The sequence below is a fragment of the Tolypothrix sp. PCC 7601 genome (genome assembly GCF_025677855.1).
GTDB lineage: Bacteria > Cyanobacteriota > Cyanobacteriia > Cyanobacteriales > Nostocaceae > Aulosira > Aulosira diplosiphon.
Window position 1 is genome coordinate 1,716,490 of record NZ_CP064879.1, and the last position, 20,172, is coordinate 1,736,661.

Below are 20,172 nucleotides of genomic sequence, written 5' to 3' on the forward strand. Positions count from 1 at the left end.
ATTGCACTCTACTCTATTTGAAGATAGCGAACAAATTGGTAAATTTCACTACCACTGTATATAAAAATTTTCGTTGAATGCTAGAGGCTAAAGAGATATTTTTCCAAGGTTATATTGTGATTGATAGCATCACAGCTAGCTAGAAAATCTTGAGCAATTATTTAAAGTGCAATAACTATTCACTAGACTTGTGATTCTTTTTATCTCCTTGTATCTGATTCAGAGAGCATTTGTAAAATTCATAGAGAGTATATTTTTACAATACCTCCTAAGATTGGTTTTCTGATTGCCAAAATTCATGTAGGCTGTGTTAGCGATAGCGTAACGCGCCTGGAGCAATGCTGTGCGTGCGTTACTAATATTTTTTCACAAATCAAATCGGATGCCTATATACATTTGTGACAGAGAGAATTACAATGCCACACATAGGCTTAGAAACGGAGCATTAGGAGCTTTTTTATGTTAAGTCCTGTACAAACAATCAGCATCTTCCAAAAACAACCTGATCCTCAAGTATTTTCAGCAGGACAAGTAGTCTTTGGAGAAGGACAGCCGGGTGATTTTATGTATGGCATCATCCAAGGAGAGGTTCAAATATTCATCAATAATAAGCTGATAGAAACAATTCATCCAGGAGAAGTTTTTGGTATAGGCGTACTTGTAGGCATAAAAAATAGAACTTATACAGCTATTGCCAAAACCGATGTTCAGCTTGCTTTTCTAAATGAACAAAGATTTATTTTTGCGGTTCAAGAAACTCCAGTATTTGCGCTGCAAGTTATAAAAAATTATTCAGAACGTCTGACTCGTTTAGAGCATCGCTTCTCCACAATAGCAATTTGAGAAATGCTCTAAATAATATTTATCTAAATCACAGCTTAATTCACAAATAATAGGCAGGTAACAATTCAAAAATCAAACCTATTATCAATAGTTCGTTACCTTGATTTTTGAATTTTGACATTGGCTCATAAAATTGAAATAAAAAAGGAAACCATTGTTAACCAGTGGTTTCCCCATAATGCAAAATATTTCATTTACTACTATGCTAGCGGATTGCTATAGGCGCTAAAACCATAAGCTAAAGTTTCTTTCCAAGCATCTGAAGGCTTTAAGCTTCTATTAAATGCTTTTGCAAATGGTAATGGAATACCTTTGATAGTTTCTGGTAAAATTGCATATTCTGTTGTATGTTCCACTGTATATTGCGGACACTTTTCTTTGATACCCGCATCATTCAACATTTCTGCTATTTCTCTAGCTGAATATTGCTTGAGATAAATAGGATTCCGGCTAAATACATTGAGATTTCTAATGAAATTATGGATAATATGGGACGGACAATCTTTGTTATGAAAGGAATGATTAAATACAAAACTGCCACCTGGTTTAAGGATACGAAATATCTCAGATAATAAGTTTCTTAATTGTGCATCTGGAATGTGCATAAAAACACAATTAGAAATCACTAAGTCCACAGAATTATCCGCTAATGGTAAAATTTCTGCTGAGTTACAAATTATATTGAATTCCGCACCAGGGAAAAAATCGTATTCTTGTTTTACTTTAATTAATCTCCTGAGTAAAGATTCGGAAATATCAATAGCATAATATTTTTCACATCTCAGATTTTTATCTTTTGAAAGGTGCAATGGAGCGCGTCCATAACCACAACCAATTTCTAGAATAGAACCAACAGATTTATTTTCAGGAAATTTATTCCATGTACCGCCTGGTTTGCCACCTAGCAAAGTGTAATCTTGTTTAATAGCTGATGTTTCGGGAAGCTGCTCAATTTTTTGAGAACCATAATAAGTCTTACCAATTGCATCCCATTTTTGTTTATGTTCAGTGCTATTTAACTGTTCATAATTTTTGGGAAAATAAATACCATCCCGCAACTGAAAGTCACTTAGGCTATTTCTAGATTTTTCTAATTGAGTCATAATAAGATTCTTAATCAATAGCTAGCTATTTTTTCTGTTATACTCTTAACCAACTATTAAGTGCAAGTGCTGTTATATCTACTTTAATTTATTTAAAATACATAAAATAATTATCAAAGTAATTTTTAATTTAAAAATTCATTAAAATCGCGGTTGTTTATTATAACAACCGTGCTAATAATCTAATTGTTTTGGCTGGTATAGGCAAATATAATTAGCATTTGTCAGTAATTTTACGATGCAATGTAAGCATCGGTTTACAAATACTTTAAATTTAATTATAGATAGCAATAATCGGAGGCTGGACTGCACAATGAAAGCAGAGTCAAAACAAAAACGGGTAGTCGTTGTAGGTGCAGGTTGGGCTGGTTTAGGGGCTACCTACCATCTGGCAAAACAAGGATATGATGTGACGCTTCTAGAAGCCGGGCCTTATCCTGGGGGATTAGTTGCTGGTTGGAAAACAGCCGCCGGAAGTTCTGTGGAAGCGGGTATACATGGCTTTTGGTATCCTTACAGAAATATTTTTGCCCTCATTAATGAATTAGGAATTAATCCTTTTACAACTTGGACTCGTTCTGCTCAATATTCTCCTGCAGGATTAGAAGTAGAATCACCAATTTTTCAAGACTTACCCAGGCTACCCACTCCTTTAGGAACTTTTCTGTACACTAAATTTCAACGTTTACCATTAATTGACCGTTTAAGTGCGTTACCTTTACTTTATGCTGTAGTTGATTTTGATAATTCTCCCGATGCTTGGCGGCGTTATGATTTTGTCACAGCCCGGGAATTATTCAAAGATTTTGGGGTTTCGGCGCGACTTTATAAAGAAGCTTTTGAACCGATGTTATTGGTAGGTTTATTTGCCCCTGGCGAACAATGTTCAGCCGCAGCTACATTAGGAATGTTGTACTTTTTTATTTTGGCACATCAAGCTGATTTTGATGTTGTTTGGTGTCGAGGAACTGTTGGCGAAAAAATATTTAGTCCTTGGGTAAACCTTATTGAAAAAGCAGGCGCAAAAGTATTATCTCAAAAACGAGTTACTGATGTAATTGTAGATAGTAATAATCGAGCCACAGGTGTAGTTTGTGGCGATGAGGTTTTTGATGCCGATGCTGTAATTTTTGCTGTTGGTATCACTGGCATGAAGAAAATAGTTGCTAATAGCCCCAGCTTACAAAATCGTGAAGAATTTCGTAATTTAAATAATTTAGGAGCAATTGATGTTTTAGCGACTCGCTTATGGTTTGACCGCAAAATTGATATTCCTCGCCCTTCTAATGCTTGTTTTGGGTTTGATGCAACTACAGGATGGACATTTTTTGATTTAAACGCCATCCATGATGAATATAAAAATGAACCAGGAACAGTAATTGAAGCTGATTTTTATCATGGCAATCAATTCCTCAATTTAAGTGATGAGGAAATTGTGCCTATTGTTCAGCGTTATTTAACAACTTGTATCCCAGCATTTCGAGAAGCAAAGGTGATTGATAAAAGTGTAATTCGCCTGCCAAATGCAGTGACTCATTTTGCACCAGGGAGTTATCGCTATATGTTACCAGCTACAACTACTTTTACTAATGTGTTTATGAGTGGTGATTGGATTGTCACCCCTCATGGTTCATGGTCGCAGGAAAAGGCGTATGTCACTGGTTTAGCTGCAGCAAATTCGGTAATTTCTTATTTAGGAGCAGGTCAGCCAGCTAAGATTTTACCAGTAGAAGCAGATGAACCCCACATACAAGCAGCGCGATCGCTCAATCAAACAGTCCGTCAATTGGGCAAATCTACCCTACCTGACTTTTGGTTGCCTTAGCTGGTTGGGGAATGGAGACAACGAGGAATAACTTTTGACTCTTGACCTTTGACTCTTGACTCTTGACTCTTGACGACTAAGCCACTCGACTAACTTTTTGATGAATGGGAATTTGAATGATAAATTCTGTTCCCTGTCCAGGTGTCGATTTACAATAGAGACAGCCACCATGTTTTTCGACAATAATCTGGTGGCTGATTGATAAGCCTAATCCAGTGCCTTTACCAGAAGATTTGGTGGTAAAAAATGGTTGAAATAGTTTTTCTAGGACTTCTTGATTTATACCAGGGCCGTTATCTGCAATGTGGATAGCTACTTGATTCTTGTCAATCATAGTAGTACGAATTTCTATGCGGCTTGGTTGCTGCTTAATTTCTGCCAATGAACGCTGCTGATTATATTCATCTAAAGCATCAATAGCATTGGCGATAATGTTCATAAATACTTGATTCAGTTGCCCTGCATAACAATCAATTAGTGGCAACTGGCTGTAATCTCTGATTACTTCAATACCAGGATACTCTGGTTTAGACTTTAAGCGATAATTCAAAATTATCAGTGTGCTATCAATGCCCTCATGAATATTTACAGCATTCATGTTGGCTTCATCGACACGCGAGAAAATCCGCATAGATTGCACAATATCACGAATACGTCTAGCACCAATATTCATTGATTTGAGCAACTTTAATAAATCTTCCTGAATAAAAGTTATATCTACTTCATCAAGCCCTGTTTGAATACGGGGTGTAGGATGAGGATATTCTTCTTGATAAAGATTTAAAAGATTTAGGACTTCTTGAGTATATTCGTTGGCATGAATGAGATTGCCATAAATAAAATTGACTGGGTTATTAATTTCATGGGCGATGCCAGCAACCATCTGTCCTAGGCTAGATAGCTTTTCACTCTGAATTAACTTCAGTTGCATTTCTTGTAAATCTTGATATGCTTGGCTGATTTCTCCAACTTTCTGCTCTAATAAAGCGTTTTTCTGCTCTAATTTTACTGATAAATCATGTAATTTGAGGTGCAATTTAACCCTTGATAAAACTTCTTGCTGATTGAAGGGTTTGGTAATATAGTCTACAGCCCCAACTTCAAAACCTTTGACTTTGTTAGCTGTATCAGAAAATGCGGTCATAAAGATAACTGGAATATCTTTAGTGACAGGATTGGCTTTTAAGTGATTACAGGTTTCAAAGCCATCCATATCTGGCATCATGATGTCCAGCAAAATCAAATCTGGTATAACATATTTAATCCTTTCTAAAGCGATTTTGCCAGATTTTGCTACGCATACTTCTAAGCCAACTTGATCTAGGGCATCAGATAGGACACCTAAATTGGCAGAATTATCATCAACAATTAGAACTGTCGCCGTTTGTTCAGTTACCAGAGTCATACAACCTCTAGGATGTGTAGAAACCAACAAAAGACATAATTAATTTTGTCTTTTGGTGTTTGTCAAAGCTTTGACTTATAAGATTGAATGAGTGCCAAGATATCTTGGTCTTGATATCCTGTTGCTAGTTCGTGCAGCTTTTTCGCGAAGGGGATATATTTTTTATCCATCTGTTCGATTAATGCTGCTTGTTTAATAATTCCCTTAAAGTTACCTTTCATTACCAACTTGCACAGAGTTTCTAGTTCGGCTATAGGTGGAGCAATTAGCTCAGTATGATCTAGTTCTGGTAGATGTTCATTTTTCTGCTCTTCATAAAGCCACTCTAGATGCAGATGTTGTTGTAATTTTTGCAAGAGAGTCGTTGCTTGTACTGGTTTAGGGAGGAAATCATTTCCGCCTACTTCTATGCTGCGATGTTGATCAGTTTCAAATACACTTGCTGATGACACAATTATCACAATTTCTTTGAATGTTTCTGACTTACGGATGCGCTGGATCAAAGTAAATCCATCAATTTCTGGCATTAATAAGTCAGTCAAGACAATATCTGGTTGAAATTCCCAAACTTTCAGCCAACCTTCTTGTCCATTGACGGCTTCAGCTACCTCAAAACCAATGGGGCTGAGTAAATTCGCAATTACTGAGCGATTTGCCCATTTATCATCCACAATCAAAATTTTAGGACGGCAGTTTTTAATACCAATAATTTGTCCCTTGTCATCAGTTTGAGATGTTTTAACCCACTCATCAGCTTCAGGTAAGTTGACATCAAACCAAAAAATACTCCCAACATTTACTTGACTTTGCACCTCAATAGTGGTTTCCATTAATCCGACAATTTTTTGGCTGATTGCCAATCCCAACCCAGTACCCTCTGTTTGTCGCCGATGATTTCCTACTTGTTCAAAGGGTTGAAAAATCACTTGGAGTTTTTCTTCGGGGATACCTATACCAGTATCACGGACTTGAAAGCGAATTTTTCCGGCTGCAGCATAGCTCACGGTCAAAATTACGCTACCTGTATCGGTAAATTTAATAGCGTTGCTGAGAAGATTAATTAACACTTGTCGTAAACGTTTTTCATCGGCATGAATGCCAATAGGTAATTCTGCAGCTAATTGATATTGAAAATTAATATTTTTGAGTTCGGCGCGAATGCGGCACATTTCTGCAACACCTTGCAAAAATGCTGGTAAGTGGAAATCCGTAGGTGTAAGTTCCAGTTTTTGTGCTTCGATTTTTGATAAATCCAGAATGTCATTAATTAAAGTCAGCAAATGCGAACCACATTGGTAAATGACATCAATACGCGATCGCTCTTTTTCATCTAAGTGTTGGGAACGTTGCAGAATTTGGGCATAGCCTAAAATACCGTTGAGGGGAGTCCGCAATTCATGGCTCATATTGGCGAGGAATTCGCTTTTGGCATAACTTGCTGCTTCTGCGGCTTCTTTAGCTTTAGCTAGGGTGATTTCAGCTTGTTTGCGCTCAGTAATATTTCTGGTTATGGCAATAATTCCCATCATGTTGCCTTTAGCATCACGCCAAGGAGCCTTGGTGGTCAGAAAAATCCCCTGAATGTTATCAGCAGATATTTCTTCTTCGTAAGTCTCTGTGATTCCTGTTGCCAAAATCTGGCGGTCTTTGGCCATGATTTCCTGAGCTGCATCAGGTGGTAATACTGCTGTATCGTCTTTGCCAATAATCTCGTTGATGGGCTTACCAAATAATTTAGCTAAATTAGAGTTGAGAGCCACATGACGACCTTGGCAATCTTTAACCACAATCAAGTCTGGTGTACTTTCCAAAATAGAATGCAACAGCATATTCCTAGCGCGTAGGTCTTCTTCTGTTTGTTTGCGCTGTGTAATATTTTCACTAAACATTACCAGCCCGCCAATTTCACCACTAGCCTCATGCCAAGGACGTATCAACCAGCGTACCCACTCAATAGAACCATCTGCACGTAAATATCGGTCTTCATCGCGTTGGGCGATCGCCCCCGCTAAACACTGTTGATGAATCTGCTTCCATTCTTCGGGGATATCAGGAAATACATCGTAGTGACAGCGTCCAATTATGTCATCAGTTATGTGATAGCTTTCTAGCCATTTGCGATTCACCGTCAAATAGCGCATTTCCCGATCCAGTATGACCATCCCCACAGGACTATAATCAATAGCCTGTTGCAAATATGTTGTGGTCTCCGATGAAGCGATGTCTGTCAGATTACACCCAATCATGTTAATGTTTGCTCCCAAAGTTGTCTGGGGGTTATCGGATGAGAATTGTTGGTTCATGGTGAATTCTGACGTTCAGCAGTATAGAGCTTTTATGCGATCGCGCTGAGGATTGCACACCTGAAGTTTTGAACTTAAACCCTAGTTTGGGTGTTCTTCAAATAGAGTTGGCTGTCAACTCGCAAAGATAAGTCTATTTCCATTGAATCTAAATATACCGATGGTCGAGAACCGAGTAAAAACGGAAATAGTTAGATATGTACTCTCATAGATAACTATAAAACACCGATATTTCTAATTTTTCTGGGATTCAATCACTGTAAATTTACGGCTATCAGCAAAATCTCATATCAGCTTTATCCGTACAATTTTGTATTCGATATCCAGTAATACTATAAAATTATACCTATTGCATTTAGAATTCATTCCCAGGTAGGATGACACAGAAAAGGTATTGATGTCTGTTCGTGATTTCTCGTTTTCCTCTGCAGTCAATCCTTCATCACAAGCTTTACTTTTTCTCTTCGGGGCTTACCATCATTGATTTTCGGTCAATCTGCAATCTGCAAAGAGTAAAAATGCTTACAAAAAATCAGCAGTTGATCCCATGTCTTAAGGATGGGATCAACTGCTGCTCACTAACTTGGGGCATAGAGAATCAGGCATTGATTGCTTTTTCTATGCCCTATGCCGCAAAATCCAACTTCCTATTTTTTCAGGCAGGAATCTTAAAGTTGTCTAACTCTTTGCCTTGTATATCGCCCATCCAGTCCCAGTTTGATCCAACTCAGACATTCATATTCTGAATTGAATAATTTTGGTGCTGCAATATTATTCAATAACTCTGGCGGGTAGTGGTCGTAAAAATATTTACCCTCCTGTTGGGAGACAATAATTAAATTGTGATGGTAAATATAGCGAGATTTAAAACTATCACCGCTACTGATAAACTCTGACTGTTTGTCAATATGTTCTTTGGCAATATCAATGATATTACTGATACTACTGCCATAAATACCTGCTGGATTCTCTGTTTTGTGAAATTGGCTATTATTACCAATCTCTGCCAATAGTTTATAGGAATAAATTTCGTAATTATCGGCTTTGCCAAAAACAAATGGAATGATGAGATATCCTTTATATGACACTGAGCTTTCATAAAGAAGACGACTCATCTCAACCTCCTTTGGTATAACTGCTTCCTGATAAATTGCCCCCATTATGCCCCTACTAACAGTCGAGATATTACTGTTAATTAGCAGACTGATGTGTATATCTGATTTGTTTTTTTGCCAAGGGGGTTTTCACCCCTTTTTTGACAAATTTAGATGTGATAGAGGCTGCCAGAAAATCATTGCAAAATTCATTATCGCTTTTTTTGAAATGCATAATTATGAAATATATTGCAAAAGTCAAAAAATCATAAATATCATCCTTTAGATAGATATAAGATTACTATTTGATTTTGTGATACTAAGTATAGATTTAGTCACTTATTTTCAGCTTGATCGCATCTTTTCCTTGCTTAAGATATTTTTTTAAAAGATAGAATTTTTAGAGCAAAAATTTAAACACTCTTGCAGCTATAGTACGTACATAAGACCAAGAATTTTTAGACGATTCGTGAGAAATCCGGGGTACGAGTCAGAAATTCTAGCTTTTTGACTGTTGTGGCATTGCTTGCAAATGATATCTGCGTTTGATAATGAATTTAGGAAAATTGCGATCGCTGTCGTTCAGTGGAGTACGGTGACTCTTTGATAAGCTGATACGCACCTAAATCAAATATTCTGGCGTTAGGACTGTCAAGGGTCAAGAGTCCAGAGTCAAAGGCTAGTTTGGACTTTAGACTCTTGACTTTTGACAACCTGAGTGCGAAATATACAATTTAAATGCTTAACAGCTTATTGGCTGTTTGCCTTTAACCACAGAATATTCACAGCCTTCATACCTGTATCTTCACACCCAATCTTAACCAAGCCTTATTAATTTATTAAAAAACAATTTTTATTTTTAAACCACTGGTATGTTGCTGAAGCATTTCTAATGAACTTATCAAGACGTAATTTCTTTAAGGTGGCTGGTGCAAGTGCTGTTGGTGTGACGATGCTTTCTCCCCTAGAAGCCTTGTATGCAGGAGCAGCCAAAGGTAAAGTTGCTAACGGAATTGGCTATGGCCCCTTAGAGGCAAAACTACCCGAAAATGCAGATGAACTAGTTGATGTTGTGCTTGGTGGAATTAACTTAGGTAAGCAACCACTGTTAGAACTTCCTCGTGGATTTAACTACACTGCCATATCCTATACAGGCCAACGTATGGATGATGGGGCATTGGTAGCCAGTAATCATGATGGAATGGCTGCTTTTGAGGATCGTAGTAGAAACGGTCGTAAAACAAATAGCACAATTTTAGTACGAAATCATGAGGTCAGCGCTAATGGTTCTAATCCAATCATCGGATTGCCACGATATGACCAAATTGGAGGAGGAACAACGACTATTATTGTTGGGCCTGATAGACGGGTGAAGAAGCAATTTGTTTCTCTATCAGGAACTATTCGTAATTGTGCTGGTGGGCCGACTCCTTGGGATTCTTGGATTAGTTGCGAAGAGAACCTGACCCTTCCTACACCTGGTGGAGCTAGCAAAAAGCATGGCTATAACTTTGAGGTTCCAGCAACAGAGAATATTCAGATTGCCGATCCGATTCCCCTTGTAGCAATGGGCCGTTTTAATCACGAAGCTGTTGCTGTTGATCCCAAGACGGGATGGATTTATCAAACAGAAGATGATGGAAGTAGTTGTTTTTATCGCTTCCGTCCTCATGTCCGTCCTACTAGATATGGTGATTTGCAAAAGCGTGGTGCGGGAGTATTAGAGGCGCTAGTAGTTAAAGGAAAACCTAGACTTAATACCAGCAAAGAGTTCCCTGTCACTCAATCAAAATCAGTTGAAGTTGAGTGGGTAACGATAGATAATGTTGACCCTAATGACAATTCTTTTGCTAGTTCCGTGCGAGGTCAAGGACAAGCTAAGGGTGCAGCCATTTTCTCACGCGGTGAAGGTGCTTGGTATGGTGATGGCAATATCTACTTTACCTGTACCAATGGTGGGGCTGTAGGACAAGGGCAGGTTTTTGCTTATAATCCCAGAAAAAACACTCTTACCCTAGTTGTTGAGTCTCCGGCAGAGAACATACTTAATTTCCCTGATAACATTACCGTAGCTCCATTTGGGGATCTCTTTTTATGTGAAGACGGTAGCAATACTGAGTACGTAATTGGCGTTAACCAAAATGGCGAATTGTATCGCTTTGCCGCAAATGCTATTAACGGTAGTGAATTTGCTGGGGCTTGCTTTTCACCTGATGGCCGTACAATGTTTGTCAATATCCAAGATCCTGGAATTACCTGTGCAATTTGGGGCCCTTGGACTAGAAAACGAGCATAAAGTATTTGTCATAACTTTAACTTCGAGCAAGCCTTGTTAGAAGTTTGAAGCTGATTTTTATCAGCTTAATCAAGCGAGATTTTTATTTTCATGTACTTTCAAAAATAAAATGAAGGCAGTTAGTTTCCCCTAAAAACACGCTTAACTGAAGCAATGAATGAAGTCATATAAAAAGTTAGCATAAGACTAAACTTTGCTGCCCATATCCCGGACTTTTCTAAAAATTCCGGGATATAAATTCTGCTAGAGTAAATAAATATTTATTTACAGGATGGCATTGCTAACCCTAAATATAGGCTTGTAGTTCAAGCAACCTGGAAACATCAAGTAGTATAAACCAGAATCTTTAAAATATTTAATCAAGTGGAATTTTCCTACTTAACTAAATGTTTAATTATTTCATCCCTGTCTCAATAAAAATTAAAATTTTTATTTTCTATAAATTTAGGCTTAATATTCCTGACTAGAGATTGCAACAATACGCAATAATTGCTGAAATTTTATAAACTCATTGCCAGCAAGATTTGGTATAATTAAGTTTAATGCTATTAATTTTAGTCAACAACCTGAGTAAATATTTTAGATTATAGAGCATTTTCAGCCTCATAAGGTAGCTGAATATCAGCGTAAAGTGCAGATAATGACCAATTGATTAATTTTTAAATGCTTTAATAGACCTGGTGAGAAAATTATAGCTAAAAAGCAATTTCCTTGAGAGTATATAAATATTTAACAAATTCACTATTAGCTATCTGATTGCATGACAATTCGTAGCTGCTCAATTGCTTCAAACTAAATTAAAATCGGTTAAATATTTAATTTAAAAACTGACAATCTCCTGAAAATTTAAATTACTCGATTGATAATATGACTCAGCATTTAGTTTCTTCCGATACTTCCTCAGAAAATTTAGCTAATACTAAATCTGATAACTACCCACTAGCATTAAACGCTGATGATTGGGAATTACGGATGGCTCAATTAGTAGGTTTGGAAGTAGAGTCAATATCTGCTGAGTCGGAAGAATCATTAGAATCATCAGATAACGTACAGTTATTACCATCTCAACCAACAGCAGAGAAAACTGAGCAATCACTATCATCAAATCCCTTTGCTAAAGTAGGTGTAGTTGGTAGTGTTACTTTATTGATAGTTTTATTTGCTGGTGGGTTTTTATCACAATTGATGAGTAGTAATCAAACCCCAAAAAAGAAGATTGTTTCGCCAGAAGTTCAACCATCGGTAAAACCAGAATCTAGAGAAGAAAGTTTAGCAGCAACAGTAGAGACTCTGAAAACAAAATTAGCTTTAACTGAACAAGCGGTAGCTGTGAAATCAGCACAACAACAGTTAAGAAGTGGCAGAATGAGAGCAGTTGCATCAAATTCACAGCCAGATACTTCTCAATCTGAACGAATGGTAGTTACAAGAATACCAACACCGAGGTCAACAATTTATGTACCCAGGACAGTTACAGTTGAGCGCATGGTTAGATACCCTAATCCTCAACAACCTGTTGCTCAATCTTCATTATTACCCCAACCGCTGATTAGCCAACCATCAACTCAACCATTGGTGCAACCATCAGTCAATGTAACTCCAATCTCTACACCAAACCCACTCCAAGATTGGGAGAAGATAGCAAAGTTAGGTAGCTATGGACAGGTTGCTGCTGCTAATAATTCTAATCAAAATGTCAGGAATGTAGAAGAAAATAATCATCAAGAAGAACAACAAATAAGTAATAATCAGCCAGAAGATACACCGAATCAGCAAACTTCTATAGTAGGTCAAGGATTACAAAAAAATCCAAAATCTTTAGCAATTGGTAGTCATGCTAAAGCTGTGTTGGCAACAGCTATATTTGGAGAAACGACTAAATCAAAAGATAGCGATGATAATAATATCTTTGTAGTCAGGTTAAAGGAACCCTTAAAAGCAGCAGATGGTGCGATCGCAATTCCTGCAAATACAGAATTATTAACTGAAATAAACTCTATTTCTGAGCAAGGTTTGATTCAGCTTAACGTAGTCAAAATGATTGTAAAAAATCAAGGACAAATCACAGAAAGAAGTTTATCAGCAAATGCACTGGTCATTCGTGCTCCCCAAGGTAAACCCTTAATCGCCAATCGATTTCCTAATAGCGGTTCATCGATTGCTAGTATGGATCTAGGGTTATTTATGTTAGGTGGTCTTGGTAAAGCAGCTGAGTTAGCTAACCGTACTGAATCTCAAGTTGTAACTACAACTGCTGGTGGTACTATCGTCAGCAATAGTAATCCTCAACGCAACATCTTAGCCGGAGTTTTAGAAGGTGGGATAAATACTGTAGTTCCCCAAATCGTGCAACGCAATCAGCAAGCAATTTCTCAAATGAGCCAACGAACTAACGTTTGGTTTTTACCTGCGGGTACAGCAATTGAAATCTATGTTAATCAAGCAATGCAATTTTAGTTATGATGTCAACTCCACCAGCAATTGCTAAAATTTAATTTGGAAAGTTACATCTATTTTAGCTGAGGGAAATTTGCATTTTGAATTGAGCAGTCAACAATTTTTTGGTTACTTAGGTAAAGATAAATCACAGATTTTGTTTAGGCGATCGCACTATACCCTCAAAGTTAAAATCAGCAATAATTAGTCAATAAGAATCTTACATTTTTGTGAATTATGCAATTGCATTGAGTCCGAAAGCTAAAAAGCATACTCAACCAATTGATAATCTTTAAACTGATGTATCATAAAAAATACATTTACAAAAATCAACAATGGTAGAACGCCCAATTAAGAAATCAGAACGTCAGTCCCAAGCAAATGCTGATAGTAATTCTGAAAATTTGGATTCTGTAACCCCAAGAGAGTCTAATCCAAAATCAAAACCAAGCGGGAATCGCTCATCTGGTAAAGGAAAAAAAGGATCTTTTAAAGATGAAACTAAGCCGCCGGTCAATCCTGCTCTAATTCGTGGCCCTAAACCTGTTAAACCTAAAATTGATGTCAAAACCGACTCTGAAACAGAATCAGAACCTATTTCTGAAGAGCCTCAAGATTAACATATTAGTCATTACAGGTTGAATACTTAATACGTTAATTGTAAGGGAAGCCAGCGTGTTAGGCGGGTTTCCCAACTAAAAATGTACTATTCTTTCTTGGCAGCTAGGCAGAGCACAGACGCGATTAATCGCGCTTCAACAAGCAGGGAGGAGAAAAAAAGATTATGGTTTGTATGCCATATCATGCTTAATCCTTGGGAGTCCGCTATATTGTATATATTTGGATTTTCTTGACACCGAACAATGCCAGCAAGGTTGCAAATAAAAGCTGAAGATTGCTCCCCCTTAGGACGATTCATTCTCCAATATTTGGAAGAACAGGGTATCAGTATGAACCGTCTGGCGGATTTGTCTGGTGTTCCTCAACCACGACTCAGAGGTGCTTGCTTTAAGGGAACTTGTCCTACGCCGGAAACTTTGAGGAAACTTGCGAGAGTGATGGGGAAACATCACTTGGAGCTTTATACACTTGCATACGAGGCGAGAATTGAGAAGCTACCGGAAGATGCAGATGATACTTCCCTAGATATCTTAATGCGAGATTTATTTGAGACTGCTAGAGAGTTGCGGTTAGCGGTTCCTAAAGTCCGTCCTTCTAAAGCTAAAATCCGCAAAGCTCTCCTAGAGTTAGGATTTAGTGAAGAGAATGATGAATGTGCTTGAGGTAATTTCAAAATTCTCAATTCCAGCAGATATATAAAATTTAGTTGTTCATGATTTGAGAATGAGTGGCAAAATTATTGGCTATTGTCACTATTGCTTATTCCCTACACGAACTTATATTTCGCAACTAATGCATGAATTGCTATAGTTTATCTGAATTAAACTTAAAATAGCGTATGTCATATTTATATAAAATACGACAGCTGTATTTTTATATAAATACAACATACGCTTTGGTTAAGTTGTTATTTCAACTTATTTACGGCGATAGGGAACCGCTTTCTCAATATCAATGTTCTGTACTGAGAGCTGCTGAGGTGCATTACCTCTAGCGTTGATGCTTTTCGCCATATCAAGGAAGAGAGCAGGGTTACCAGCTGTAGGCTTCTTCTCTTGGGGGGTAAAGCCACGAACGGTAGTTTGCCAAATGATTTGGGGGAAGCCCAACTTCGCACGATGGTATGAATCGTAGCGAGGAGACTTGATGTTAAAAGGTGTTTCGCCTGCTACACGACCAGGTAGTACCCGACGACGTTGGTAAGGTACGGTGTCGTAGCCAAAAGCTTGGAGGTACTCATCAGAATTTAGTAGATCGTCAACAAAGCCTTTAATACCCTTTGTCGCTACCACAATTGACCAAGCAATCTTTTCGCGCTCGTTGTATACATCGCGGCCAAGAACGCGCTGTACTGTCTGTTCAACGAAACGATAGTTGCTGTTCAGATCGTAGAAACTACGTTTGTAAGTATTAGAGAGCAACAAGCCGCGAATGAAGTCACGCACTGTGATCTGACCGTTACGGAGTTGGGACTCTAGGAAACGCTCGCGATCGGAAGCAAATGCATGAAAGAAAATCTGACGATAAGCTGCTTCAATCAGAACATCTAAATCTGTTGCGGAAAGTATGTTGTCAGTAGAGAAAGTCCTTGGTTGCTCATCTCCAGGAACTTCAAGACTTGCTACCCGCTGGTTTTGAGAAATAGGGGTATATTCTAAAAGAGGAATTGCCACGAATACAAAATCTCCCTTTCCTTAATGAAATCTTACAAAGTTATCATAATAATAAAGGAGAAGAGGGAGAATTATTCGATTTGGTTTGATAAACATTACATAACTTAATTCATTTGTTCAGTAATGCTGAAACGCCCTGTGCAAGGGGTTTAGAGAGTCAAACAATTGATATTAGCAAGTGCCAGACTACCGGGAATATAGGGAAATTAATGGTTTTCAAACCTACCACAATCAGCCTGCAATCAGAAAATTATGAGAAAAACTGGTGTAACATTTCTTTGCAATTCTTAGCGTCTACCACCACCTCGGTGAGGTACTGCACTAGGTTGAGCGATCGCTACATTTAAAGGCTCAATGTTGACAATCTTACCACCTAGACGGCTAATCCGTTTCATTTCTTGATTCATGCGATTGTAGGGGACATTGATAAATACGCTGCCACTATGCCGAATGTCGTATTGATTGTTGTCGCTTTCGGAGGTTTGGCGCAAACCTACTACTTCGTAACGAAATACTCGGCTATTGGATGAAGGGTTGCTACCAGCATCAAATCCAGTTTGACCTAACATGAGTTTTACGCTCTCCTATATATTGAATTGTTTGGCATACTACTTACTGATAAATCAAAGGTGAAAAGAAATACTAGTAAATTGATACTGTATTTTGATATCAGCCAGAAAATCTTGGATTTTCTGAATCTCATATCTGGCTATCAAGTCAGTAGACTGTCATTAAAATGACTCCAGGATATTTTAACCAAGAATACAAAAATTGCCATCATTTAATTTGAGGATGGGTAATTGGTAATGACTTAAAGGGAAGAAATTCATCCAAAATCTAAAATCAGCGATCGCCAACGTTCTTCACCAGGACTTACGCAACTGGTAAACTCATCTTCTGGTTGAAGAGTCAACAGTCAAGGGGAGACGCTAAAAGCGATAGCGCAGCGTCAAGCCTGCTCTGCGAGAGGTAAGAGCGTCTGGGGTTTGCCCAAGTAGAGCAAGTGGTGTTTAAGGGTCAAAAATTCAGGTTTTTTGGACTTTTGCACGCCAGTTCACTCAACGGAGGAAACCTCCCTACCCTGCAGGAACGCTTTCAGCAAATATTTAAATCTCCAACCCCTACTCAACTTTCAATTGACTGTTAACTTTTGCAGATACAGGGATCAACAGGGGTGTTTTGCCAGATGGCGTTTCGGAGTTATCTAAGGTTTGCAAACTTGTAAAAGCTGCGTCACGAATGATAGATTCTTCTTCTTTGGTGAGTAACAATTGCAAACATTCCACTACATTTTGTTGCACGGAAGCATCAACGCGCTTGCGTGTGATTAATTTGGTGAGTTGTCTAATAGCATTTAAGCGCTTTAGTGGGTCTGGTTCTGTTAAATTGTTCAACAGGCGATCGAGATAGTCTTCGTCTGTGGTGCCATAAAAATTGACGATTTGGCAGACTAATAAAATTAAGGTTAATACGGTTCCTATACCTTGGGTAATTACTCCCGCAGCTATCCAAGGACTATGGGAGTCAAACCAAATTGTAGCTGCTATGTAAGTGCTAAAGGTGGCGATTCCACCACTACTGACTGCCAAGAGTAAGCGACGGTTGGGGCCGTTGAAAAACCTCTGCATTTGTGACCAGCGTTGTTGCCAGTCCCACTTTTGCATGGAGTAGACTGATAACATGATCCCAATGCCAATACTCAAGGCTAACAGCAGCTTCCAGTTCCACAACAGCATTGCAACGACTATTGTCAGGAATCCTAAAACGCCTCCAGGCCCAGAGAAACGCTGAAAATTTCGCTGCTTTGTGGCTCCTGTCTTGAGATCTGGAAGCGACCAGTGGGAAAGCTGGTTAATCAATTGCTGCCACGAAGACGAAGCCTGTGCCACGGTGTTTACCTACTAAAATTACAAGATTGTTTAGTTTATAAGTTTTACCCCATATCAGGGAAGAATGCAGACACCCAAGCTGCTTACGGCATAGCTATTAGTTAAGTTTATAGTTTGATAAACTCCAATGCCGATGCCAGAAGCGTGGGTTTCCCCAAGTTAAGGGCTGACCAAAAACTCAAACAAAGGGTGAAATTTTCTACTCCGCCCTTAATGTTCGGTGATTTTTCATTTACCTGGGGCTGAATTGAGAATCAATAATACCCTATTAAGAATACCTGAACTTCGGTAAAGCAGAGTGATTTAGTTATGGAGTTTTGAGACTGTTTTAAGCACAAAAACGAAAGTTATCTAGAGTGAATAAGCCATTAAAAACGCTGAATGTCACCGAATAAATCTCATTTGCGGCTACGGATAATTGGGCGTTGGGGGTAATTGCGGAGTCAGAATTAGCTAGATTCGCCATTGGTAAAACTGTTTGGGCAAGTAGTTGGCGATCGCGTCCGTAAGCTGAAAGTACTAGGCGCTGTGAACTGGTTACCAAGGCGCTGACTTGCTTCACAGGACGTAAAAAAGTGACTTCTAACAATTCAGTTTGAGGCGATCCCATCAATACTATCGAGCCTGAGTGGGTGGGAAAGGCTGGATTTGATGGTTGAATTGCTAAACATTCATGAAAAATTACGCCCAAGGACTCATACTGGCGCTCTACTGGTTCAAAACATTTTAAGCCTTCAAAGTTTAAACAGATACAGTTCTGTGAATTTTCCTGCGTAGTATCCGCTACTGCTTCGACTTGACCTTGCCACTCGGAAATTATCACTTGGTTTTGGAGATGAAAGTTCTCCAGGTTCAATCCAGTGTCTTTAAACCTCGGTATTGTATCTGATTGAATAGCCTCCTTGACCATGACTCCCCACTTTACAGTTACTTATAGAAAATTAATTTAGTAATTTCATCAACATCTATTGTTTCTAAGTACAAAACTAGAATTAATAGTGGTTTTTGATTGGCGTTTTGATGATCATCTTGACGCTCTGATTTATCCGTAATCTTTCTGATAGATTACCATACAAAATTCTCACGAGAATTCCGATCTCAGTTATCTTAGCTACTGACTAAAATCCTTATCGGGCGCTAAACACAAGGAAAAATCATGCAATACTTGTGTAAAAAAAACACAATATCTTTACAGACACTACAGCAATTTTACATCTACTTAATCTGACGTTAGTATGAAGTCTCAGAATAGTAAATTCACTGATAATAGTAGAAAGTTTACAGCCAACGGGTAAAACAAAGTTGCGCTCTGAGATAGACCCTAGGGGATCGAGAAATCAAAGAGCAAATGAACAGCAGAATTTAAGTTCATCACATATTGATTTCTCGATCCTATCTCTGAACACAACTTAGTATAAATACTCTATAGAGACCAGGCTGTCATCTAGACCAAGCAAACACGACATTAAATAAAATATACTTATGTTTCAACCACTAGGATTTGAGCAACGTTCGATTATTACCTCACTCGGTAGGATAGTGTACTATACAAACACTGGTTCTCTCTGGCAGGATGATTTGACTGCAAAAGATGAAAAAGAAACTTTGTTGTTTCTTCATGGCTTTGGTGGTGGATCTTCTGCTTATGAGTGGTCAAAAGTATACCCGGCTTTTGCGAGTGAGTACCGAGTAATCGCACCAGACTTACTCGGTTGGGGTAGATCTGAGCATTTAGCTCGGAATTATCAGATTGGAGATTATTTGAATACAATTGGGGAGTTTATCCAGCAGACTTGTACGGGCCCTGTGACTGCGATCGCATCTTCCCTCACAGCAGCGATGACAATTCGAGTTGCGATCGCTCATCCTGATTTATTCAAGTCGCTGATTCTCACAACTCCCGCCGGACTGGGTGATTTTGGCGAAGACTACTCTCGCAGTTTCTTTGCTCAGTTAGTTAGTATTCCTGTTTTTGACCGTTTGCTGTACAGTACAGGAATAGCGACTAGCAACGGTATTCGGAGTTTTTTAGAGCAAAGACAATTTGCCCAACCTAACCGGGTATATCAAGAAATAGTTGATGCTTATTTGCAATCTGCACAGCAACCCAATGCTGAATATGCAGCGCTATCTTTTGTCCGTGGCGATTTGTGCTTTGATTTATCACTGTTTATTCAGCAGCTAACCACACCGACAGCCATTATTTGGGGACAAAAATCGCAATTTACTGGGCCAGAAATTGGACATCGCTTCGCTGAGATGAATCCCCAAGCAATCAAATTTTTTCAACCACTAGAAGATGTGGGGTTAACACCACAGCTAGAACTACCAGCAGTGACTATTGGGTTAATCCGCCGCTTTTTAGCTTTGTTGAATTAATTAATCAAAGTCACGTAGTCAATCAGAAAGAAGCTGATGATTTAGTAACTCTTACTAAATCTCAACTTCATATCAATAAAGAGGTCGTCCGACACAATTATCTAACTACGATTAAAGAAAAATTTGCTAAAACTTTATAAAAAATTAATTCTTTCTTTAAAATGATGTGCTTGTCAATTGCCATCAGTAGCTAATGAAACATTGCCAGCAAGACTATAGGCTGAAGCTATAAAATTTTGGGTTTTACTACAAAAAGTAAATTAACAAAACGACTTATTAATTTTTAGATAATTATCTATTTGCAT

15 protein-coding genes are annotated in these 20,172 nt (G+C 38.3%); 7 read left to right on the top strand and 8 right to left on the bottom strand.

Features of this window, described 5'->3' with window-relative positions; genetic code table 11:
• The first annotated feature begins 459 nt into the window (after nucleotides 1–459).
• Nucleotides 460–843 carry a cyclic nucleotide-binding domain-containing protein gene (locus HG267_RS07130; protein WP_045871441.1) on the top strand — a complete coding sequence of 128 codons (384 nt, stop codon included), beginning with the start codon at nucleotides 460–462 and terminating at the stop codon, nucleotides 841–843.
• Between the two features lie 200 nt (nucleotides 844–1,043).
• On the opposite strand, the gene HG267_RS07135 is transcribed toward HG267_RS07130, so the two are convergent.
• Nucleotides 1,044–1,946, bottom strand: coding sequence for a class I SAM-dependent methyltransferase (locus tag HG267_RS07135; protein WP_045871440.1), 903 nt, complete (start codon nucleotides 1,944–1,946; stop codon nucleotides 1,044–1,046).
• Between the two features lie 313 nt (nucleotides 1,947–2,259).
• On the opposite strand from HG267_RS07135, the gene HG267_RS07140 reads away from it, so the two are divergent.
• Nucleotides 2,260–3,771 (top strand): FAD-dependent oxidoreductase, encoded by a 1,512-nt coding sequence (locus HG267_RS07140; protein ID WP_045871439.1) that lies wholly within the window; start codon nucleotides 2,260–2,262, stop codon nucleotides 3,769–3,771.
• A 76-nt stretch (nucleotides 3,772–3,847) separates the two neighbouring features.
• Here the strand turns inward: HG267_RS07140 and HG267_RS07145 are convergent, their stop codons facing one another.
• From HG267_RS07145 to HG267_RS07155, 3 genes are all read right to left on the bottom strand, one after another.
• On the bottom strand, nucleotides 3,848–5,176 hold the full coding sequence (locus HG267_RS07145; RefSeq protein ID WP_045871438.1) for a response regulator: 1,329 nt from the start codon (nucleotides 5,174–5,176) through the stop codon (nucleotides 3,848–3,850).
• A 62-nt stretch (nucleotides 5,177–5,238) separates the two neighbouring features.
• Nucleotides 5,239–7,479, bottom strand: coding sequence for a PAS domain-containing hybrid sensor histidine kinase/response regulator (locus HG267_RS07150; RefSeq protein WP_081584051.1), 2,241 nt, complete (start codon nucleotides 7,477–7,479; stop codon nucleotides 5,239–5,241).
• 668 nt (nucleotides 7,480–8,147) lie between these two features.
• Entirely contained in the window at nucleotides 8,148–8,594 is a 447-nt protein-coding gene (locus HG267_RS07155; protein WP_045871748.1) for a hypothetical protein, read from the bottom strand.
• An 871-nt stretch (nucleotides 8,595–9,465) separates the two neighbouring features.
• Between HG267_RS07155 and HG267_RS07160 the strand changes: the two genes are divergently transcribed.
• From HG267_RS07160 to HG267_RS07175, 4 genes are all read left to right on the top strand, one after another.
• Nucleotides 9,466–10,869 carry a PhoX family protein gene (locus HG267_RS07160; protein ID WP_045871437.1) on the top strand — a complete coding sequence of 468 codons (1,404 nt, stop codon included), beginning with the start codon at nucleotides 9,466–9,468 and terminating at the stop codon, nucleotides 10,867–10,869.
• Nucleotides 10,870–11,736: 867 nt separating this feature from the next.
• A complete protein-coding gene (locus HG267_RS07165) occupies nucleotides 11,737–13,326 on the top strand; it encodes a TrbI/VirB10 family protein (protein WP_045871436.1) in 1,590 nt (529 codons plus the stop codon).
• Between the two features lie 314 nt (nucleotides 13,327–13,640).
• Nucleotides 13,641–13,925 (top strand): hypothetical protein, encoded by a 285-nt coding sequence (locus tag HG267_RS07170; RefSeq protein WP_045871435.1) that lies wholly within the window; start codon nucleotides 13,641–13,643, stop codon nucleotides 13,923–13,925.
• A gap of 243 nt (nucleotides 13,926–14,168) precedes the next feature.
• Complete coding sequence (locus HG267_RS07175; RefSeq protein WP_045871434.1) at nucleotides 14,169–14,588, top strand: helix-turn-helix domain-containing protein; 420 nt, start codon at nucleotides 14,169–14,171, stop codon at nucleotides 14,586–14,588.
• 255 nt (nucleotides 14,589–14,843) lie between these two features.
• On the opposite strand, the gene HG267_RS07180 is transcribed toward HG267_RS07175, so the two are convergent.
• The 4 genes from HG267_RS07180 to HG267_RS07195 form a co-directional block, all read right to left on the bottom strand.
• On the bottom strand, nucleotides 14,844–15,599 hold the full coding sequence (locus HG267_RS07180; protein ID WP_045871433.1) for a phycobilisome rod-core linker polypeptide: 756 nt from the start codon (nucleotides 15,597–15,599) through the stop codon (nucleotides 14,844–14,846).
• A gap of 287 nt (nucleotides 15,600–15,886) precedes the next feature.
• Entirely contained in the window at nucleotides 15,887–16,168 is a 282-nt protein-coding gene (locus HG267_RS07185) for a phycobilisome linker polypeptide (RefSeq protein WP_045871432.1), read from the bottom strand.
• A 552-nt stretch (nucleotides 16,169–16,720) separates the two neighbouring features.
• Nucleotides 16,721–17,488 carry a hypothetical protein gene (locus tag HG267_RS07190; protein ID WP_045871431.1) on the bottom strand — a complete coding sequence of 256 codons (768 nt, stop codon included), beginning with the start codon at nucleotides 17,486–17,488 and terminating at the stop codon, nucleotides 16,721–16,723.
• A 328-nt stretch (nucleotides 17,489–17,816) separates the two neighbouring features.
• Nucleotides 17,817–18,398, bottom strand: coding sequence for a hypothetical protein (locus tag HG267_RS07195; RefSeq protein ID WP_045871430.1), 582 nt, complete (start codon nucleotides 18,396–18,398; stop codon nucleotides 17,817–17,819).
• Nucleotides 18,399–18,970: 572 nt separating this feature from the next.
• Between HG267_RS07195 and HG267_RS07200 the strand changes: the two genes are divergently transcribed.
• Nucleotides 18,971–19,867 (top strand): alpha/beta fold hydrolase, encoded by an 897-nt coding sequence (locus HG267_RS07200; RefSeq protein WP_045871429.1) that lies wholly within the window; start codon nucleotides 18,971–18,973, stop codon nucleotides 19,865–19,867.
• The last annotated feature ends 305 nt before the right edge of the window (nucleotides 19,868–20,172 follow it).